Below are 19,457 nucleotides of genomic sequence, written 5' to 3' on the forward strand. Positions count from 1 at the left end.
GGCTCGCTATTCATGATACAACCATCCACGTCGAAACCTTTACATCCCCATGGATTTTATATAGTATAGCATACTCTTGTGCACCTGACAATATCAAATTATTCCTGACTATTACCGTTTTGTTACGAAGAACTGACGATTTTTATACATCATGTTCATATAATATATAGAGAAACAGTGAAACAGATGAAGCTATCTTATTGGGACAAAAAATGACCATACCATTGCAAAAATGTACCCAATATGGCATACTAAGGGTGTAAGAGACAGAAATAACCATATCGTTTCATCGTAACGAATATTTTTTATACGTACAAAGGAGTGCATCGACATGATTAAAGTAGGGATTAACGGTTTTGGCCGTATTGGACGTTTCGTTTTTCGTGCTGCCCAGACTCGTGATGACATTGAAATCGTAGGTATTAATGACTTATGCCCTGTAGATTATATGGCATATATGCTTAAATACGATACGATGCATGGCCGGTTTGACGGGACTGTAGAAGCAGATGTTGAAAACAGCCGCCTTATTGTCAATGGCAAGGCTATTCGCGTTACGGCAGAAAAAGATCCGGCAGCGCTGAAGTGGGATGAAGTGGGCGCTGAATATGTCGTCGAATCAACGGGCCGGTTCCTTACCATGGATTTGGCAGAAAAACATCTTCAGGCCGGCGCAAAATACGTCGTCCTTTCGGCTCCGTCCAAACAGGGTGCCGATGGCCGGCAGGCTGATATGTTTGTATGCGGCGTCAATACGGATACATACAAAGGACAGACTATCGTTTCCAATGCGTCCTGCACGACGAACTGCCTGGCACCGGTTGCCAAAGTGCTGAATGATGTCTTTGGCATTCAGGACGGCCTGATGACGACCGTTCATTCCACGACGGCAACGCAGAAAACCGTAGATGGTCCGTCCATGAAAGACTGGCGCGGCGGCCGTGCGGCAGCGGGCAATATTATTCCCTCTTCGACGGGCGCAGCCAAAGCCGTTGGCAAGGTTATTCCGACACTGAACGGAAAGCTGACAGGCATGTCCATGCGCGTGCCTACATTGGACGTTTCTGTTGTGGACCTGACGGTCAATCTGGCTAAGCCGGCTTCGTATGACGAAATCTGTGCAGCCATGAAAAAGGCTTCAGAAGGCGAATTAAAAGGCGTTCTGGGATATACGGAAGATGCCGTTGTTTCGTCCGACTTCCTGGGCTGCCCCTTGTCGTCGATTTTTGACGCCAAAGCGGGGATTGCCTTAACGGATACGTTTGTCAAAGTCGTATCGTGGTATGACAACGAAATTGGCTATTCTCACAGAGTACTGGACCTCATTGCCACGATGAACACATACAATAGTGCGCACTAATTGGGAATAATTCTGTATTTTCCGGAATATTTCGTTGCCAATCCGGTGTGCATAGGGGTACAATAAAGAAGGCTGGGATGAAAGTCCTGGCCTTTTTTCATCCCGACTGATTCCTCAATATAAGGAGAATGTGCAATGATAAAAAAGAAACCGATTATGCTGATTATTATGGATGGATTTGGCTGCAGCAACAGAAAAGAAGGAAATGCCGTTGCCCAGGCCAATCTCCATGTACTGCCGGAATTGTGGAAGGAATATCCCCATTCCTATTTAGGTGCATCTGGCGAAGATGTAGGCCTTCCGGACGGACAGATCGGCAATTCTGAAGTAGGACACCTCAACATCGGTGCCGGCCGTATTGTATACCAGGCATTGACGAAAATTACCCGTGATATTAAGAATGGCTCTTTCTTTCAGAAGCCGGTTTTGGTAGAAGCCATGGAAAATGCCAAACGCCGCGGCACGGCCCTGCATTTGCTGGGACTCGTATCTCCCGGCGGGGTGCACAGCAGTGAACAGCACCTGTTTGGCCTGCTGGAAATGGCCCGGCAGCATGGTCTGAAAAAGGTATATATTCATGCCTTCCTTGATGGCCGCGATGTGCTGCCCCGCAGTGCCGGCGCCTATTTGCAGGAACTGGAGGACATGTGTGCCAAACTGGGCACAGGGGAAATTGCCACGATCAGCGGCCGCTATTATGCCATGGATCGGGATAAGCGGTGGGAACGGGTACAGAAAGCCTATGATGCCATTGCTCTGGGGGAAGGGCCGGAAGCACCAGATGCCCAGACGTGCCTGAAACAGTCCTATGCCGCCGATGTGTCTGATGAATTTGTCGTTCCTACAGTAATTCACCATCATCCCGTTGCAGACGGCGACAGCGTCATTTTCTTTAACTTCCGTCCCGATCGGGCGCGGCAGCTGACAACGGCATTTGTCAGCGATTCCTTTGACGGCTTTGCACGGCCTAAAAAATTATCCCTATATTTTGCAACTATGACCCGGTACGAAGATGATCTGCCTGTTCACGTCGTATACGATAAAGAACGGATTCCCAATACGCTGGGCGAAGTGCTGGCCAAGGCAGGAAAAACGCAGCTTCGTATTGCAGAAACAGAAAAATATGCCCATGTTACGTATTTTTTCAATGGCGGAGAAGAAACACCGAACATTGGGGAAGACCGTATTCTCGTGCCGTCGCCGAAAGTGGCGACCTACGATTTGCAGCCGGAAATGAATGCTCCTGTTGTTACGGAGAAAGTCATTGCCCAGATTAAGGCCGCTAAGTACGACATGATTATGCTGAATTTTGCCAATGCCGATATGGTAGGACATACAGGCGTCTTTTCCGCAGCTGTCAAGGCAGTGGAAACGGTCGACTCCTGCATTGGCGCTATTGTAGATGCCCTTCGCACCGTAGACGGCCAGCTGCTGATTATTGCCGATCACGGGAATGCCGAACAGATGACCGATCCCACCACAGGCTCTCCCTACACAGCCCATACGACCAACCACGTGCCGTGCATTCTGGTCAGTGAAGAACATAAACAGGATACCCTGTCTGACGGCATCCTGGCCGATGTGGCGCCTACGCTGCTGACGCTGGCCGGCATGGATATTCCTGCCGATATGACCGGCAAATGCCTGCTCCAGCCGTCTGAAAAATAAGCAGCATCATTTTTCGTTCTGTAAGACCTATGGATGCCATTGAAATAGTGTATGCTATTTAGAGAGCATATGCGAGAAAATTGCCAATACGAATCACATAATACGAGCCATTACCCTTGAATAAGTTTACAAGATATGGAAATAAGAGTATACTAATGATGGATTATGTATGAACATACTGTAGTCGTATGTCCTGCAGCGGCATCGGGCAGGGCAAGGTGTGATGAGGAGGAAAGGCAATGACAGTAAAAATTGGCATTAGCGGTTTTGGCAGAATTGGCAGATGTACGTTCCGTACGTCTTTGCTTCATCCGGAAGTAGAAATTGCAGCTGTCAACAATCGATCTATCGGTCCGGTTATGGCAGATTTGCTGAAGTTTGATACCGTACACGGTACATGGGATCACGATGTTTCCTTTGATGTAGATAAGCAGGCTCTGGTTGTGGACGGGAAGTATATTCCCGTTACGAATGAAACGGAACCGGAAAATATTCCCTGGAAGCAGATGGGCGTCGATATTGTCGTCGAATCGACAGGGAAATTCCGTGATCGCGAATCGGCAGCCAAACATCTGGCTGATGGTGCTAAGAAAGTCATCATTACGGCACCGGGCAAAAATGTCGATAAGACGATCGTCATGGGAGTCAATGAAGAAACCTATGACCCTGCCCATCATCACATTATTTCCAATGGGTCCTGCACGACCAACTGCCTAGCTCCGGTGGCCAAGGTATTGTCCCGGGAGTTTGGCATTGTCCGCGGCATGATGACAACGGTTCATTCCTATACGAATGACCAGCAGCTGGTTGACGGCGTTCATAAAGATCTGCGCCGTGCCCGCTGTGCTACCCAGTCGATTATTCCGACGTCTACCGGAGCTGCCAAAGCCGTTGCTCTGGTACTTCCGGAATTGAAAGGCAAATTTACCGGCATGGCGCTGCGCGTTCCTACGCCCAATGTATCCATGACGGATCTGGTAGCAGTGCTCAAGCGGAAAGTTACGAAAGAAGAAATTAATGAAGCCCTGAAAAAATGGGCAGAAGGGCCGATGAAGGGAATTCTGGCCTATTCAACAGCGCCTACGGTTTCCTCGGACTATATCAGTGATCCCCACAGCTCGATTGTGGACTCGCTGGATACGCAGGTCGTAGAAGGCGACATGATCAAGGTTGTTGCCTGGTATGACAATGAATGGGGATATTCGCTTCGCGTCAACGATTTGGCGTCGTATATCGCATCTCAGGGATACTAAGCCGTACGTACTCGGCGAATGTGACAGGCGGCATGTAGGAGGTAAAAATGAAACAAGATACACTCCGTATCTTTCAGAAAATTGCTCCCGACGTGATGGGGACAATAAAAGAACGGTATTTGCTGCTGCGTCATATTGCCGATGCAGAACCGGTAGGCCGGCGCACGCTGGCCAGCCTGTCGGGATTATCTGAACGGGTGGTACGCTCTCATGTGGATGTGCTGCGGCGCAGCGGTATGGTCCGGTTTTCGACGATGGGCATTTCTCTCGAGCCGGAAGGAAAGAAAATGATGCCTGATTTACTGGAATGTTTCCTGCAGCTGAATAATCTGGATGATATGGAACGGCAGATTCGCCAGGCTCTGGGACTGAAGCAGGTGTATATCGTTCCCGGTGACAGCGATCGCGATAAGACGGCCAAGGAAGAGTTGGGACGAAAAGGTGCGCTCCTGCTGAGCGATTTGCTGCCGCAGGTGCGAATCGTGGCTATCAGCGGCGGCTCGACAATGGCTGAAATTGCCAGGATGCTGCCGGAGTGCAGCGCTCCGGATACGACTATTCTGCCGGCTCGCGGCAGTATGGGAAATCATGTCGAATTTCAGGCCAATTATATTGCTGCCAATATTGCCGTAAAAACGAACAGTTCCTATCGGATGATCCATCTTCCTGAAGGGCTGAGCGAGTCGGCTCTTCGGCTGATGTACGAATCAGACTGCCAGGCCAGAGAAAATGTGGCTCTGACGGCGCAGGCTCAGGTGGTCCTGTTCGGTATTGGCAGGGCTGACCGGATGGCCCGAAAACGGGGCATGAACAGCCATCAGCAGCATACGCTGCAGGCACTGGGAGCCCGCGGCGAATCGCTGGGGTCATACTGCAGCATTGATGGCCGCGTACTGTATGGAACCAGTAATATAGGCATTGCCTTAAAAGATATAAAGAAACACCCACATGTAATTGCCGTAGCCGGCGGGAGCAGCAAGGCGGAAGCGATTTTGTCCGTCATGCGGACCTGCCGTACAGGCACCCTCGTAACAGATGAAGGAGCGGCGGAACAAATGATGAAGCTTATCTAATAGAAAGGGTGTTATACATGGTAAAAGTTGGTATTGACGGGTTTGGACGAATTGGCAGAAGCTTTTTCAAAATTGCACAGCGCTTTCAGGACGAAATAGAAGTAGTGGCTATTAATGATATTGGCACGCCGAAGCAGATGTCCCATTTGCTGAAGTATGACAGCATTTATGGGATTATGCCCAATGATGTGTCCTATGATGATGCCAATATTATTGTAGACGGGAAAAAATATCCCCTCTTTCAGGAACATGATGTCAAACAGGTAGACTGGGATGCCTATGGTGTGGACATTCTGATCGAATCGTCCGGGAAGTATCCCGGCCGTATCCGCAAGTCCTCACAGTCCCGGCTGCCGCTGGACGGAGGCATTAAGAAAGTCATCATTACGTCGCCGTCTACGATTGACGATGTTACCGTCGTTTTAGGCGTCAACGAAGATGCATACGATCCCAAAAAGCATCGTGTCATTTCCGGCGCATCGTGCACAACGTGCGGCCTGGCAGCGATTCTGAAACTGATGAATGATACGTATGGCGTAAAACGGGGCATGACGACGTCTGTTCACTCCTATACGACAGACCAGAAAATCCTGGACGTATCTCACCGGGATCTGCGGCGGGCCCGGGCAGCAGGCATGTCGATTATTCCGACCACAACCGGTGCAGCCGAAGCGATTACCAAAGTACTGCCGATTTTTGAAGGCCGGCTGAACTGCCGTGCTGTCCGCGTGCCGACACCGGACGTATCAATTATTGATATTGTCCTGGAACTGAATAAAGAAGATATTACGCTGGATGAACTGAACAATACATTCCGCGAAGCTGCAGCCGGTGCCTATGCCGGCATTATCGATACGAACGATGATGAACTCGTGTCCGTTGACTACCGGGGCAATGAACATACGACGACTGTCGATATTCCCCTGAATATGGTCATGGACGGCGGCATGGTCAAAATCGTTTCGTGGTACGACAACGAATGGGGCTATGCCCGCCGTATTGTCGACCTCGTTAAATTCCTGGTCAAAAAAGGATTATAAGATTCATGGTGCTGCCAGGAAGTGCAGCCAGGTGATGCCGTCTGATCTGTCGTAATTGACCAGGCAGTCCCGCGGAACTATGCAGAGGAGGATTTTTCATGAAAAAAATGATTACCGACGTAGCCGTAGATAACAAACGTGTCTTTGTACGTGCCGATTTTAACGTCCCGTTGGATGAAAACGGACGGATTACAGATGATACGCGCATCCGGAAAACGCTGCCGACGATTCAGTATTTGCTGGAACATCACGCCGCAGTCATTCTGGCCAGTCATCTCGGCCGGCCCAAGGGAGCAGTCGTACCGAAGTATTCGCTGAAGCCGGTGGCAGAACGCCTGTCCGAACTGCTGGGACGGCCTGTACAATTTGCGCCGGACTGCATCGGCCCGGAAACGACGGCCATGGCCAAGGCCCTGCAGCCGGGAGACGTACTGCTTCTGGAAAATCTGCGGTATCATAAAGAAGAAGAAAAGAACGATCCTGCCTTTTCGCAGCAGCTGGCGTCTCTGGCAGAAGTCGGCATCAATGATGCCTTTGGCTGCTGCCATCGGGCTCATGCATCGGTTGCCGGCATTGCCAAGTATCTCCCCATGGCGGCCGGGTTCCTGCTGGAAAAGGAAATCCGCTTTATCGGCGGTGCTGTCGATCATCCGGCCCATCCTTTTGCGGCCATCATCGGCGGTGCCAAAGTATCTGACAAGATTGAAGTCATTTCCAATTTGCTGCCCAAAGTAGATCTCATGATTATTGGCGGCGGTATGGCCAATACCTTCCTGGCCGCTCAGGGATACGGCATTGGAAAATCCCTGGTAGAAACAGATAAAATCGACCTGGCCAGGGAGCTGATTGCCCAGGCAGCCAAAGAAAAGACGAAACTGCTCCTTCCTGTTGATGTCGTCGTGGCCGCAGCTTTTGCCAATGATGCGGAACACAAGGTCGTCCCTGTAGACCAGGTGCCGGCAGACTGGATGATTCTGGATGTGGGTACGAAAACGCAGGCCCTGTTTGCCGCCGAACTGGCACCGATGAAACTGATTGTGTGGAATGGTCCTATGGGCGTTTTCGAAATGGAAAACTATGCCAAAGGAACGGAAGCCGTAGCCAAAGCCGTAGCCGATTCACAGGCTGTGTCCATTGTCGGCGGCGGCGATTCCGTATCGGCTGTCAATAAGACCGGTCTTGCCGATAAGATTACCCATATTTCTACAGGCGGCGGCGCATCCCTGGAATATCTGGAAGGGAAACAGCTTCCCGGCGTAGTCGCACTGAGTGATAAATAACGAATCTATACTGAACAGGAGACACAGGATGAGAAAAACGATTATTGCAGGAAACTGGAAAATGAACCACCTTGGACAGGATGTAACGATTACTGTAACCAGTCTGGTACAGCGCATTTCTCCGGATGTAAAACCGGAAATTATCATTGCTCCCGTATTTCCCTATTTGCCTCAGGCCGTAGAGCTGGCTAAAGATTCGCCTGTTCATATAGCGGCGCAGAATATGCACTGGGAAGACCACGGCGCCTATACGGGCGAAGTGTCGCCGGCCATGCTGACAGATATCGGCGTGACGCACGTCATTATTGGCCATTCCGAACGGCGGGCATATTTTAACGAAACAGACGAAACGGTCAATAAAAAGGTAAAGTCTGCCCTGAGCCATGGCCTGACACCAATCCTCTGCTGCGGCGAAACGCTGGAACAGCGGGAAGCCGGCGTCATGCAGTCCTGGATTGAAGGGCAGATTGAACAGGCTCTGTCCGGCATCAGTGCAGCCGATGCCGAAAAGGTCATTATTGCCTATGAACCGATCTGGGCCATTGGTACAGGTAAGACGGCTACGGCCGCACAGGCTCAGGAAGTATGTGCCCTTATTCGCCGGAAACTGGCATCGCTGTATACGGAAGCGACGGCTCAGGCTGTTTCTATCCTCTATGGCGGCAGCGTCAAGGGCAGCAATGTGGCAGAACTTACGGCCTCAGCCGACATTGACGGCGGTCTCGTCGGCGGGGCCAGCCTGAAAGCCGATGACTTTATGGCAATCATCAACGGAGCTGTCGTTAAATAGACAGTACGGTGTAAGAAGAATACGAAAAAACCTGGCAGCGAATGGCTGTCAGGTTTTTTCGTATGAGGGTATAGATGATATACTGCTTATAAGGCGTCAATAATCAGGAAAATGACGGCCGACATGGCGGCACTGATAGGAATGGTGACGCACCAGGCAATGAGCATGCTCCGGGCGACGCCCCAGTGGACGGCCCGTACCCGTTCGGCTGAGCCCACACCCATGATGGAGCCCGATACGACGTGAGTCGTACTGACGGGAAGATGGAGGAATGTGGCTGTAAAGATAACCAGTGACGAGTTCAGATCGGCTGCAAAGCCGTTGATCGATTCCATTTTGAAGATCTTCGTGCCCATAGTCGAAATAATGCGCCAGCCGCCGGCAGACGTTCCCAGGGCCATAGAGGTAGCACAGGCCAGTTTGACCCAAATGGGGATTTCCATGGTTTCAATATATCCGCCGCTCAGCAGGGCCAGGGCGATAATGCCCATCGCTTTCTGCGCGTCGTTGGAGCCGTGAGAAAAGGCCATGAGACTGGCAGACAGGAGCTGCATTCTCCGGAATTTCTGATTCATGACGAGGGGAGAATAATTGCGGACAATCCACAGGAGGCCGATCATGACAAAATAGCCTACAATCAGGGCCACGACCGGCGACAGGACGAGGGATAAAATAATTTTTTCGATACCTGTCATATCCAGGGCTGCCGGGCCGACGCTGATGGATACGGCGCCGATAACGCCGCCGATCAGGGAATGGGAGGAACTGCTGGGAATGCGGTAATACCAGGTAAGGATATTCCAGATAATGGAGCCGATGAGAGCAGCCACAATGACTTCCAGGCTGATCTCTGCCGGGTCCAGGACCAGGTCGCCGCCAATGGTTTTGGCCACGCCTGTACTGACCATGGCGCCGGCGAAATTCAGTACGGCAGCCATCATGACGGCGTGACGCGGTGAAATGGCTCGGGTCGATACGCTCGTAGCAATGGCGTTGGCCGTATCGTGAAAGCCGTTAATATAATCAAACAACACGGCAAGAAGTACAATCGTCCATATTAACCAATGCTCAGGCATATTTCAGTACTACCTTTCTGAATGTAATTACCAGGTCTTCACATTCGTCTGTAATATCTTCTACGGACTGCAGTACTTCTTTCCATTTGATGATTTCAATAGGATCGCTGCACTGCGTAAAAAGCTTGGCCATTTCCTGATGATACAGCATGTCGCATTCCTGTTCCAGTTTCAGTACTTTTTTGCTTCGTGCTTCCACTTTCAGATAATTTTTTTTCAAATCTTTCATATAGCCAATGGACTTGCGAATTTCCTTCATGGCCTTGGCCGTAATTTCCGTCATTTCCCTGGCTCCGTCTGAAGCCTGTCCGATCTGATACATGCACATTTTGTCCATAATATCGCTGATGCTGTCAATAGCCGTATCCAGCTGGTCAATGAGCTGCTGAATGTCTTCCCGGTCGAAAGGGGTAATAAAGGTCTTCTGCAGACGTTTCATCGTTTCCATGACAAGCGTATCTGCTTCATCAGCAGCGGCATCAATTTTTTCCAGCGCTTCTTCTTTGGGGATTTCGCCATGCATGGCCTGGCGCAGCAGCTCTGCCGCTTTATAGCACAGTTCGGCATGCTGATCCAGTAGTGCAAAAAACTTTTCTTCCTTGGGCTTCAAATGAAATGCCATACGTATCAGATCTCCTTGTACAATGACTTTTACATATACTTTACGAAATAATGCATACACTTTTTACAATAGTATGCTATACAGCATTATACCATAGGCCGGGTCATTATTCTATTGTCTGTTGCTATCTGGTCAAAATAGAGGCATACAGGCAGGGTATCTAAAATTCATAACAAATTTATGGCAAAACTACACTTTTTTGGTAATTTATTGTATAATAAGCACATACAATAGTAAGGAGGGATGTATTCAAATGAGACTAAACCAGGCCACAGACTATGCTTTCCGGATGGTGCTGTATCTGGCAGCAATGCCGGAAGGAACGAAAATCACAGGGTCCGTATTGGCGGCGAAGCAGAATATTCCCGAACGGTTTTTGCTGAAAATCATGCGCAGTCTTACTGCAGCAGGTATTATGAAGTCATACCGCGGGGTCGATGGCGGGTTTGCACTGCAGCGTTCCCCCAGAGATATTACGCTGTTCGATGTGATTGAAGCCGTAGAAGGGCAGACAGAGCTGCAGCGCTGCCTTCATGATCTGGGATCTTGTTCCCGGGGCTGCAGCGGCATGTGTTCTATTTATGCGGCGTTCTCGGAAATCCAGATGGAACTGGCGAATAAATTAAAATCCATTAATTTTGCTGATCTGGCTGAACAGGAAGAAAAGCTGAAGACCATTCATGAGCTTGAGCAGCAGCAGGCAGCCGGCCAGCCGGCGCAGACAGCGTCATCTGCCCAGTAAGGGCGATGCAGAAGCGGTGCAATATCATGTTGCGCCGCTTTTCTGTATGTATTGGCCTGCAGGCCGTCTTTATTTTCATGGAAAAATAGTGTACAATAAGTCTGTTTACTGGGTATTTTATATTTTTTTGGAGAAATGCGTATGATGTATTTGCCTATTCAGGGATTTATCAGCAGCTTTCGGCTGCTTGACATATTAGATATCCTTCTCGTAGCCTTTGTGCTGTATAAGTTGTTTGTCTTAATCCGCAATACCCGGGCCGTAGCCCTGGTAAAAGGCCTGATCATCCTGGGCATCGTGACAGTAATCAGCCGGGTACTGGATCTGCACGTCGTAAACTGGATGCTGCAGCAGGGCATGACCGTCATTCTGGTCGCCCTGCCAGTCGTATTCCAGCCGGAACTGCGGCGGGCTCTGGAACAAATTGGCCGCGGCCGTTTCTTTCGTTCCGGTCACGTCATTAACATGGAAGAGCTGGAACATCTGGTTGACGAAGTCGTTGCCATATCGGAATCGATGTCCAAAACCCATACGGGAGCGCTCATTGTGTTTGAACGGGATGTAGGATTGAATGACTATATCGATACAGGTGTAGCCATTGATGGCATTGTATCGCGGGAATTGCTGGGAAATATCTTTATTCCCAATACGCCTCTGCACGACGGCGCCGTCATTATTCGGGAAAACCGGATCATGGCTGCCGGCTGTCTCCTGCCGCTTACGTCGGACCGGTCCCTGTCTACGGAGCTGGGGACCCGTCACCGGGCAGCCATTGGCATCAGTGAACTTGCCGATGCAGTCGTCGTCGTTGTCAGCGAAGAAACGGGCTCCATTTCCTATACCTATGGCGGTCATATTTATCGCCACCTGGACGGAACAGCCCTGCGGAATATTCTCATGACCTTCCTGAACAAAACGCCTCAGGGACTGGCCAATATTTTAAAATGGAGGCCATAAGATAATGAACAAGCTGGATAAGAAATGGCAGTTGAAGCTTATCTGCCTCATATTGGCAATTGTATTATGGTTTTTTATTATTAATGAACAGAATCCTCAGAGCGAAGGCAGTTACACCGTTCCTGTAGTCGTGGAAAATCTGGATTCGCAGTTCATTACGTCCAATGTGCCTAAAACGGTGTACGTCCGCCTGTCGGGGCCGCGCAACACGATCATCAACGTAGACCCATCTACGATTAAGGCTTACATCGATTTGTCCGATGCCCAGGAAGGGGAAATGGATGTGCCCGTTCATGTGGAAATCCCGACGGGAACGGAATTGAAAAAGCAGAGTATTGCCACTGCAAAGATCATGGTCGATGTGTATACGGTGCAGGAATTCGTCTTGACTCCGAATTTGACGGGACGCATGGAAGACGATACCTTTGTCAGCAGTTTGAAAATGGTGCCGGAAAAAGTCGTTGTCAGCGGTGCCCGCCGCCTGATTCAGCAGGTCGAACAGGCTGTAGTGGAAATTCCTGTCGGCGACAAGACAGAAGATTTCTCGCTCATGACGCCCATTCGCCTGCTCGCTGCTGATGGTTCCCGTGTAGAAGGACTGGAAATGACGCCGTGGCAGAGCAACGTCCGCGTGGCAATTGGCCGCAATGGCGCCGTAAAAGAAGTACCTGTCCATGCGCAGACCAATGGCGATCCGGCCGTATCCGTTTCTGCCGTCACTGTCAGTCCGGCCACGGTTACGGCCAAAGGCGATGCGAATATACTGAAAAATCTGTCCCGCATCGATTTGCCTGCTCTGGATGTAACCGGCCTGGATCAGGATAAGGACTGGAAGATGATCATTCCGCCGGTAAATGGAATTGTATTTGAACCGAATGCCGTAGATGTTACGGTTCATGTAGACCGGCCATGACGAAGGAGAGAGTTGCGTGATTAGAATACTGAATATCCGGACAGCTGTGCCGATGAAAAAGTCGCTGGAGCAGCTTGCTGCCAAGAAACTGCGGTGCCGTCCTGACGACATCCATCGGCTCCTCATCGTGCGCCGTTCTGTAGATGCGCGGAAAAAGCCGCGGATTTATCTGGTGTTTACTGTCGATGTATCCCTGCAGAATGAAGACCGTATATGGAAACGCTGTCACGACAACAAGGATATACGCCGTCTGGAAGAAGTGGTGTATACGCCGCCTGTGCCAGGTACGGCTGTCCTGCGCCATCGCCCTGTTGTAATCGGTACGGGGCCGTCCGGGCTGGCAGCAGCTCTGGCACTGGCCCGCAGCGGCTACCGGCCTCTGGTATTTGAACGGGGCTGCGACGTCGATACGCGAAGCCGGCATGTAGAAGAATTCTGGCAGGGAGGGCCTTTCCGGCCAGAGTCCAATGTCCAGTTTGGCGAAGGCGGGGCCGGCACGTTTTCAGACGGCAAACTGACGACGCGGGTCAACCATCCCCTGCTGCGGCATATACTGGAAATACTGGTGGAAGCCGGTGCGCCGGAAGAGATTCTCTATGCCTATAATCCTCATGTGGGCACGGATATTTTACGAAACGTTGTAAAAAATATCCGTCATATGATAGAATTAGCAGGTGGAACGGTTTTGTTTAAACACTGTGTCACTGCCGTGAAGCGGGATGTCCAGGGCCGTATTCACTCCGTTGTCGTAAACGGAACGGATGAATATGAGACAGACGTCGTCATCATGGGAATTGGACACAGTGCGCGGGATACGTACTACATGCTCCATGATACAGGGGTGCTGCTGGAAAAGAAGCCTTTTGCCGTGGGCGTACGAATCGAACACAGCCAGGAACTGATCGACCGGTCGCAATATGGCTATCCTGCGGCAGAACTGGGACTGGACCCGGCATCGTATGCTCTCGTATACCACAGTCCGGAAGGGCGGTCCTGCTATTCCTTCTGCATGTGCCCCGGCGGCACCGTCGTCGCTGCGGCGTCAGAAGCAGGCCGGGTTGTAACGAACGGAATGAGCCTGTACCACCGGGACAGCGGGGTGGCCAACAGTGCCATCGTAGTCAACGTGACGGCAGAAGATATGGGCGGCGACAGTCCGCTGGCAGGCATTGCCTTTCAGCGCCGCTATGAAGAACTGGCCTTTCAGGCCGGCGGCAGCTCGTACTGTGCGCCTGCGCAGACTGTAGGCTCCTTTCTGGGACGCAGTCCTGCAGCCAGCCCTTCTGTTCATACCTATCGGCCAGGCGTGACCTGGACCGATCTGCATCAGGTCCTGCCGCCTTTTGTGACGGCTACCCTGGAACAGGCAATTCCCTATTTTGGCCGCCGCATTCATGGCTTTGACAGCGACGGTGCCGTCATGACCGGCGTTGAAACGCGGACCAGTGCGCCTGTGCGCATCGTCCGCGGTGAAGACCGGATGGCAGCGGGGACACCGGGACTCTATCCTGTTGGTGAAGGCGCCGGGTATGCCGGCGGCATTATGAGCGCCTTTTTAGACGGACTGGAAACGGCAAATCAGATTATTGGCAAATATCAGACCTTTGGAGGTAACGTAAATGGCTAGATTGTTTGGTACAGATGGCGTGCGGGGCGTGGCAAACGACTCGCTCACACCGGAGTTGGCATATCATTTGGGACGGGCTGCGGCCTGCATTTTTGGACAGGATAAAGAACATCCCACCTTCCTCATTGGCCGTGATACGCGGCGGTCCGGTACGATGCTGGCTGATATTCTGGCTGCAGGCATTGCTTCAGCCGGCGGTGACTGCTACATGGCCGGCGTCATTCCCACTCCGGCGATTGCGTACCTGACAAGAATCCATCATATGGATGCAGGTGTCATGATTTCGGCATCTCATAATCCCTTTGAATATAACGGCATTAAATTCTTTGACGGCTACGGCTACAAGCTTCCTGATGAAATGGAAGACAAAATTGAAGAATACATGATGAAAGACGAACGGGCAGGCCTGCAGAGCAGACCTACGGGAGCCGGCATCGGCACCATTTCCGAATGGAATGATCTGCAGAAAGAATATGCCGATTTTATCGTGAAATCGACGCAGGTCGATCTGACAGGACTTAAAGTGGTCCATGATTCGGCCAATGGCTCTGCATCCTTCATTGGTCCGGATGTTTTCCGCCGTCTCGGCGCAGAAGTTATTGCTATTCATAACGAACCAAACGGCGTGAATATTAATGATAACTGCGGGTCTACCCATTTGGAAAGCCTGAAGCAGGCCGTACTGGAATATGGAGCAGACGTAGGCATTGCCAATGACGGCGATGCAGACCGCTGCCTGGCTGTTGATGAAAAGGGAAATGACATGGACGGCGACCAGATTATGCTCCTGTGTGCCCTGAAACTGAAAGAAGAAGGACGGCTGAAGCAGAATACTGTCGTCGGTACGGTCATGAGCAATATTGGCTTCCACAAGGCGCTGAAACAGTTTGGCTGCCAGTCGGAAGTCACGGCTGTAGGCGACCGGTATGTACTGGAAAAAATGCGCAAAGACGGCTACTGCCTCGGCGGGGAACAGTCCGGTCATATTATTTTCCTCGATTATAATACGACTGGTGACGGCCTGCTTACGGCCGTACAGCTGCTCAGCATTATGAAGCAGCGCGGCAAGCCCCTGTCGGAACTGGCCGCTCTCATGACCCGCTATCCCCAGATTTTGAAGAACGTCCGCGTTCAGACCAAATCGGGATGGGAAGACAATACGCTGATTATGGCAGCTATTGCCGCCGGTGAAGCCGAACTGGGCGATGAAGGCCGGATTCTTGTCCGCCCGTCCGGTACGGAACCGCTGATCCGCGTCATGGCCGAAGGGCCGGACCTGGAACAGCTGCAGCGCATTGTCGATGACATTGCCGCCATTGTAGAACATGAAATGGGGCCGTCGAAATAAGTATTGACCAATACGGTAAAATATATTAAAATGTGGGAATGAAGTTTGTCGACGACTTCATTCCTGCTTTTTTTTGCAGGCGTTTGGAAATCCGTTCGTAAAATGGATAGCGCTAGTGCCTGATATACGTAATCGGGCAGACGAGGAAGAGGAGTATCGAATACATCAGCGGATGCCTCTCGGCAGCTCAGTCGTTACAGAATGAGGAAAACATCGCGGCAACGGGGTGGACAAATTCATTCTGGCGGGCAGTACTATAACACCAGGAGGTACACTATCATGTGTGGTATCGTAGGGTATATTGGAAACAGAGAAGCTGCTGATTTTTTGATGGATGGTCTGGCAAAGCTGGAATATCGCGGCTATGATTCGGCAGGTATTGCCGTGTATCATGACAATGTCATCAGTGTAAGAAAAAAGAAGGGACGTCTGGTCAATCTGGTCAAGGAACTGCAGGAACATCCTGTGTCCGGCACAGTCGGAATTGGTCATACCCGCTGGGCAACGCACGGCGGTCCGTCCGATATTAATGCTCATCCCCATACGGATGAAAAAGGCAATTTTGCCATCGTCCATAATGGCATTATTGAAAACTATATGGAACTGAAAGACGAACTGCTGAAGAAAGGGTACCATTTCAAGTCGGAAACGGACTCGGAAGTAGTTGCCCATTTGTGCGCTGACATGTATGACGGTGATTTTACCAGTACGGTGCGCCGTGTGCTGGCCCGCCTGAAAGGTTCTTATTCGCTCGTATTCATGTGTAAGTTTGAACCGGATAAAATTATCTGCAGCAAACAGGATAATCCTCTGATTATCGGCCTGGGAGACGGAGAAAATTATATTGCTTCCGATATTCCGGCTATTCTGGCCTATACGCGCAAAACCTATATTATGAATGACGGTGAAATTGCCATCGTCGAAAAAGACCGGGTCTGGGTAACAGATCTGCAGGGGAATCCTATTTCCAAAAAAGTATTTGAAGTCAGCTGGGATGCCAAAGCGGCAGAAAAAGGCGGCTATGAACATTTCATGCTGAAGGAAATTTATGAACAGCCTAAAGCCATTAAGGATACGATTAGCTGCCGTATTGATGAAAAGGCCTTTCAGGTTCATTTCGACGAATTGAAGTGGACCGCTGAAGATGTCAATTCCATTGGCAAAATCGTGATTACTGCCTGCGGCACAGCCTATCACGCCGGTCTTCTGGCCAAGTACTTTATTGAAAAACTGGCCCGCATTCCCGTAGAAGTGGATATTGCCTCGGAATATCGCTACCGGAACCCCCTGACGGACAGCAAGACCTTGTGCATCGTTATCAGTCAGTCCGGTGAAACCATTGATACTCTGGCAGCGCTGAAAGAAGCAAAACGGCTGGGCGCCCGTTCGCTGGCTGTTACCAACGTCGTGGGCTCTTCCATTTCCCGCGAAGCCGATCAGGTCGTATATACCTGGGCCGGCCCGGAAATTGCCGTGGCCTCGACGAAAGCCTATACGACGCAGCTCGTTACGCTCCTGCTCATTGCGCTCTACATGGGCCGGTTAAACGGCCGCCTGACGCCGGAACGGGAAATGCAGATTTTAAAAGATCTGACAGCCGTACCGGAACAGTGCCAGAAGATTTTTGCCCATGCAGAAGATATTAAAGGCCTTTGCCCGTCCTTTAAAGGCAAAGAAGATGTGTTCTTTATCGGCCGTTCCATGGACTATGGCCTGGCTATGGAAGGGGCCCTGAAACTGAAGGAAATTTCCTATATTCATGCTGAATCCTATGCCGGCGGTGAACTCAAGCACGGCACACTGTCTCTCATTGAAGACGGCGTTCCCGTTATTGCCCTGGCTACACAGAAAGATGTAGAAGAAAAGATGATCAGCAATATTAAGGAAGTAAAAGCCCGCGGCGCCTATGTCATCGGCGTCGTGCAGGAAGGGGATACGGAAGTCGCCAAAACGGTGGACTCGATCATTACCGTGCCGGCTTCAGACAGCTTTACTGTCTCAGTCATGGCTATTATTCCCCTGCAGCTTCTGGCCTATTATATTGCCGTAAGCCGCGGCAATGATGTCGATAAGCCAAGAAATCTGGCAAAAAGCGTTACTGTAGAATAAAGGTATATGATGAGGAGCCCCGCCGGGGCTCCTCATTTGGCTGTGTACAGGCCGATGTATTTTGAATACATACGGGGGCTTTGGCTCTTGTTATTGTCAGAAAGTATGGATTGTGGTATAAATGAAGATGTAATTTGTAGAGGGAGTTGATTTACTATGACAAAGAGTGTTGCTGCACCCCAGGCTAAAGGGAAGAGTGCAGAAGACAAGATTTTTGGCGCTAATAACCGGGCAACGGCGCTGGCAGAACAGCTGGGAGCCGATAAGGTCATTAACGGTACGGTCGGCTCTATTTTGGATGAAGACGGCAACCTGGTCATGCTGGACGTCGTCCAAAAGGCATATAAAGCCTTGACGCCGAAAGAAATTGTGGCCTATGCGCCTATTCAGGGATATCCGGATTACCTGGAAGCGGTCATCGATCAGTGTTTCGGTGAATCCCGTCCGGAAGGATATATCCGGGCCTGTGCTACGTCCGGCGGTTCCGGCGTTCTCCATCATGTCATTCACAACTATTCCGAATGGGGCGACGATATTCTGACCAGTGACTGGCACTGGGGCGCCTACAATTCCATGTGCACCGACAATGGCCGTCATTTGCGCGAATTTGAACTGATTGGTCCAGACGGCAAATTTAATCTGGAAAGTTTTAAAGCCAATGTAACGGACATGGTGGCCAAACAGTACAACACGGTCATTATCATCAACTCCCCGGCCAACAATCCGACGGGATTTGCCCTGTCCTCGGAAGACTGGGATCACGTTCTGGCCTTCCTGAAAGACGTCGTCAACGGCAAAGATAAGAATATCATTCTTGTGTCCGATGTTGCCTATCTGGATTACAGCGGTGAAAAGCAGGAATGCCGCAAGTTCTTCAAGAAATTTGGCAATTTGCCGTCCAATATCCTCGTCGTCGTAGCCTATACGTGCAGCAAGGGCTTTACCATGTATGGCCAGCGCATGGGTGCCATGATCTGCGTTACGTCCAGCAAAGACGTTGCCGATGAATTCGTAGCCATCAATCAGTATACGAGCCGTGCCACCTGGTCCAATTCCAACAGTGCGGCCATGAAGGCCATGGTCAATATCTGCAAGGACCCGAAGAAAGTGGCAGAACTCGATGCCGAACGGGCAGAATATCTGGAACTCATTAAGGAACGGGCGGACCTGTTTATGAAAGAAGCCAAGGAATGCGGCCTGAAGTACCTGCCGTATCTGTCGGGATTCTTTATTACCATTCCCATGGAAGGATCGCAGAAGGTGTGTGACCTCATGGAAAAAGAACATATCTTCCTCGTGCCGCTGGGCAAGGGGATTCGCCTGGCTGTATGCTCTGTTTCGAAGAAAAAGATTGCCGGTCTGGCTGCTAAAATCAAAGCAGCTGTGGAAGCAACGGGAGCAAAGCAGTAGGCCGAGTATAGTACAATAGAAATACACAGGCTGGCACAACATGGGGATGATGCCGGCCTGTTCATTTAGAAAGGGGTATGCACTATGTTTTCTACGATTGGGATCTGCGGTGTCGGTAATATGGGGAAGGCCAGTGCCAAGGGATTGGCTGCATCAGGCCTGATTCCGGCTGATCATATCTTTTTATAC

At 50.6% G+C, this 19,457-nt stretch carries 16 protein-coding genes; 14 read left to right on the top strand and 2 right to left on the bottom strand.

The window, feature by feature from the left end; genetic code table 11:
• Positions 1-331: 331 nt before the first annotated feature.
• The 7 genes from gap (Q3886_RS02175) to tpiA all read left to right on the top strand — a co-directional run bounded on the left by gap (Q3886_RS02175) (position 332) and on the right by tpiA (position 8,464).
• Complete coding sequence (gene gap, locus Q3886_RS02175) at positions 332-1,360, top strand: type I glyceraldehyde-3-phosphate dehydrogenase (protein ID WP_301859521.1); 1,029 nt, start codon at positions 332-334, stop codon at positions 1,358-1,360.
• A gap of 135 nt (positions 1,361-1,495) precedes the next feature.
• Complete coding sequence (gene gpmI / locus Q3886_RS02180) at positions 1,496-3,028, top strand: 2,3-bisphosphoglycerate-independent phosphoglycerate mutase (RefSeq protein WP_301859522.1); 1,533 nt, start codon at positions 1,496-1,498, stop codon at positions 3,026-3,028.
• Between the two features lie 239 nt (positions 3,029-3,267).
• The gene (gene gap / locus Q3886_RS02185) at positions 3,268-4,281 is read left to right on the top strand and encodes a type I glyceraldehyde-3-phosphate dehydrogenase (protein ID WP_301859523.1); all 1,014 of its coding nucleotides are present in this window, start codon (positions 3,268-3,270) and stop codon (positions 4,279-4,281) included.
• 47 nt (positions 4,282-4,328) lie between these two features.
• The gene (locus Q3886_RS02190; protein WP_301859524.1) at positions 4,329-5,354 is read left to right on the top strand and encodes a sugar-binding transcriptional regulator; all 1,026 of its coding nucleotides are present in this window, start codon (positions 4,329-4,331) and stop codon (positions 5,352-5,354) included.
• A 17-nt stretch (positions 5,355-5,371) separates the two neighbouring features.
• On the top strand, positions 5,372-6,394 hold the full coding sequence (locus Q3886_RS02195) for a type I glyceraldehyde-3-phosphate dehydrogenase (RefSeq protein WP_301859525.1): 1,023 nt from the start codon (positions 5,372-5,374) through the stop codon (positions 6,392-6,394).
• 98 nt (positions 6,395-6,492) lie between these two features.
• The gene (gene pgk / locus Q3886_RS02200; protein WP_301859526.1) at positions 6,493-7,674 is read left to right on the top strand and encodes a phosphoglycerate kinase; all 1,182 of its coding nucleotides are present in this window, start codon (positions 6,493-6,495) and stop codon (positions 7,672-7,674) included.
• A 28-nt stretch (positions 7,675-7,702) separates the two neighbouring features.
• On the top strand, positions 7,703-8,464 hold the full coding sequence (gene tpiA / locus Q3886_RS02205) for a triose-phosphate isomerase (protein WP_301859527.1): 762 nt from the start codon (positions 7,703-7,705) through the stop codon (positions 8,462-8,464).
• 86 nt (positions 8,465-8,550) lie between these two features.
• Here tpiA and Q3886_RS02210 read toward each other — a convergent pair whose 3' ends face one another.
• Both Q3886_RS02210 and Q3886_RS02215 read right to left on the bottom strand, forming a co-directional pair.
• Positions 8,551-9,540 carry an inorganic phosphate transporter gene (locus Q3886_RS02210; RefSeq protein ID WP_301859528.1) on the bottom strand — a complete coding sequence of 330 codons (990 nt, stop codon included), beginning with the start codon at positions 9,538-9,540 and terminating at the stop codon, positions 8,551-8,553.
• Positions 9,533-10,162, bottom strand: a complete 630-nt coding sequence (locus tag Q3886_RS02215; protein WP_301859529.1) for a DUF47 domain-containing protein — start codon at positions 10,160-10,162, stop codon at positions 9,533-9,535. The genes Q3886_RS02210 and Q3886_RS02215 overlap by 8 nt, the downstream gene beginning before the upstream one ends.
• Before the next feature lie 253 nt (positions 10,163-10,415).
• On the opposite strand from Q3886_RS02215, the gene Q3886_RS02220 reads away from it, so the two are divergent.
• From Q3886_RS02220 to Q3886_RS02250, 7 genes are all read left to right on the top strand, one after another.
• Positions 10,416-10,904: an Rrf2 family transcriptional regulator gene (locus tag Q3886_RS02220; RefSeq protein WP_301859530.1), complete on the top strand. Its 489-nt coding sequence runs from the start codon at positions 10,416-10,418 to the stop codon at positions 10,902-10,904.
• 144 nt (positions 10,905-11,048) lie between these two features.
• The gene (gene cdaA, locus Q3886_RS02225) at positions 11,049-11,861 is read left to right on the top strand and encodes a diadenylate cyclase CdaA (protein WP_301859536.1); all 813 of its coding nucleotides are present in this window, start codon (positions 11,049-11,051) and stop codon (positions 11,859-11,861) included.
• A gap of 4 nt (positions 11,862-11,865) precedes the next feature.
• Complete coding sequence (locus tag Q3886_RS02230) at positions 11,866-12,774, top strand: YbbR-like domain-containing protein (RefSeq protein ID WP_301859531.1); 909 nt, start codon at positions 11,866-11,868, stop codon at positions 12,772-12,774.
• Positions 12,775-12,790: 16 nt separating this feature from the next.
• Positions 12,791-14,401: an NAD(P)/FAD-dependent oxidoreductase gene (locus Q3886_RS02235; RefSeq protein WP_301859532.1), complete on the top strand. Its 1,611-nt coding sequence runs from the start codon at positions 12,791-12,793 to the stop codon at positions 14,399-14,401.
• The gene (gene glmM / locus Q3886_RS02240) at positions 14,394-15,749 is read left to right on the top strand and encodes a phosphoglucosamine mutase (RefSeq protein WP_301859533.1); all 1,356 of its coding nucleotides are present in this window, start codon (positions 14,394-14,396) and stop codon (positions 15,747-15,749) included. Before Q3886_RS02235 ends, glmM begins: the two co-directional genes overlap by 8 nt.
• 279 nt (positions 15,750-16,028) lie before the next feature.
• On the top strand, positions 16,029-17,858 hold the full coding sequence (gene glmS, locus Q3886_RS02245; protein WP_301859534.1) for a glutamine--fructose-6-phosphate transaminase (isomerizing): 1,830 nt from the start codon (positions 16,029-16,031) through the stop codon (positions 17,856-17,858).
• A 156-nt stretch (positions 17,859-18,014) separates the two neighbouring features.
• Complete coding sequence (locus Q3886_RS02250; RefSeq protein WP_301859535.1) at positions 18,015-19,268, top strand: pyridoxal phosphate-dependent aminotransferase; 1,254 nt, start codon at positions 18,015-18,017, stop codon at positions 19,266-19,268.
• The last annotated feature ends 189 nt before the right edge of the window (positions 19,269-19,457 follow it).

Source organism: uncultured Megasphaera sp. (assembly GCF_958350005.1).
Lineage (GTDB): Bacteria > Bacillota > Negativicutes > Veillonellales > Megasphaeraceae > Megasphaera.

What these genes read in the sequence shown, in the direction of transcription:
- Q3886_RS02220 (WP_301859530.1), top strand. Translation starts at nt 10,416, where the DNA reads ATGAGACTAAACCAGGCCACAGACTATGCTTTCCGGATGGTGCTGTAT.
- Q3886_RS02215 (WP_301859529.1), bottom strand. Translation starts at nt 10,162, where the DNA reads ATGGCATTTCATTTGAAGCCCAAGGAAGAAAAGTTTTTTGCACTACTG.
- gap (WP_301859521.1), top strand. Translation starts at nt 332, where the DNA reads ATGATTAAAGTAGGGATTAACGGTTTTGGCCGTATTGGACGTTTCGTT.
- Q3886_RS02195 (WP_301859525.1), top strand. Translation starts at nt 5,372, where the DNA reads ATGGTAAAAGTTGGTATTGACGGGTTTGGACGAATTGGCAGAAGCTTT.
- Q3886_RS02250 (WP_301859535.1), top strand. Translation starts at nt 18,015, where the DNA reads ATGACAAAGAGTGTTGCTGCACCCCAGGCTAAAGGGAAGAGTGCAGAA.
- Q3886_RS02230 (WP_301859531.1), top strand. Translation starts at nt 11,866, where the DNA reads ATGAACAAGCTGGATAAGAAATGGCAGTTGAAGCTTATCTGCCTCATA.
- glmM (WP_301859533.1), top strand. Translation starts at nt 14,394, where the DNA reads ATGGCTAGATTGTTTGGTACAGATGGCGTGCGGGGCGTGGCAAACGAC.
- Q3886_RS02210 (WP_301859528.1), bottom strand. Translation starts at nt 9,540, where the DNA reads ATGCCTGAGCATTGGTTAATATGGACGATTGTACTTCTTGCCGTGTTG.
- tpiA (WP_301859527.1), top strand. Translation starts at nt 7,703, where the DNA reads ATGAGAAAAACGATTATTGCAGGAAACTGGAAAATGAACCACCTTGGA.
- cdaA (WP_301859536.1), top strand. Translation starts at nt 11,049, where the DNA reads ATGTATTTGCCTATTCAGGGATTTATCAGCAGCTTTCGGCTGCTTGAC.
- gpmI (WP_301859522.1), top strand. Translation starts at nt 1,496, where the DNA reads ATGATAAAAAAGAAACCGATTATGCTGATTATTATGGATGGATTTGGC.
- pgk (WP_301859526.1), top strand. Translation starts at nt 6,493, where the DNA reads ATGAAAAAAATGATTACCGACGTAGCCGTAGATAACAAACGTGTCTTT.
- Q3886_RS02190 (WP_301859524.1), top strand. Translation starts at nt 4,329, where the DNA reads ATGAAACAAGATACACTCCGTATCTTTCAGAAAATTGCTCCCGACGTG.
- glmS (WP_301859534.1), top strand. Translation starts at nt 16,029, where the DNA reads ATGTGTGGTATCGTAGGGTATATTGGAAACAGAGAAGCTGCTGATTTT.
- gap (WP_301859523.1), top strand. Translation starts at nt 3,268, where the DNA reads ATGACAGTAAAAATTGGCATTAGCGGTTTTGGCAGAATTGGCAGATGT.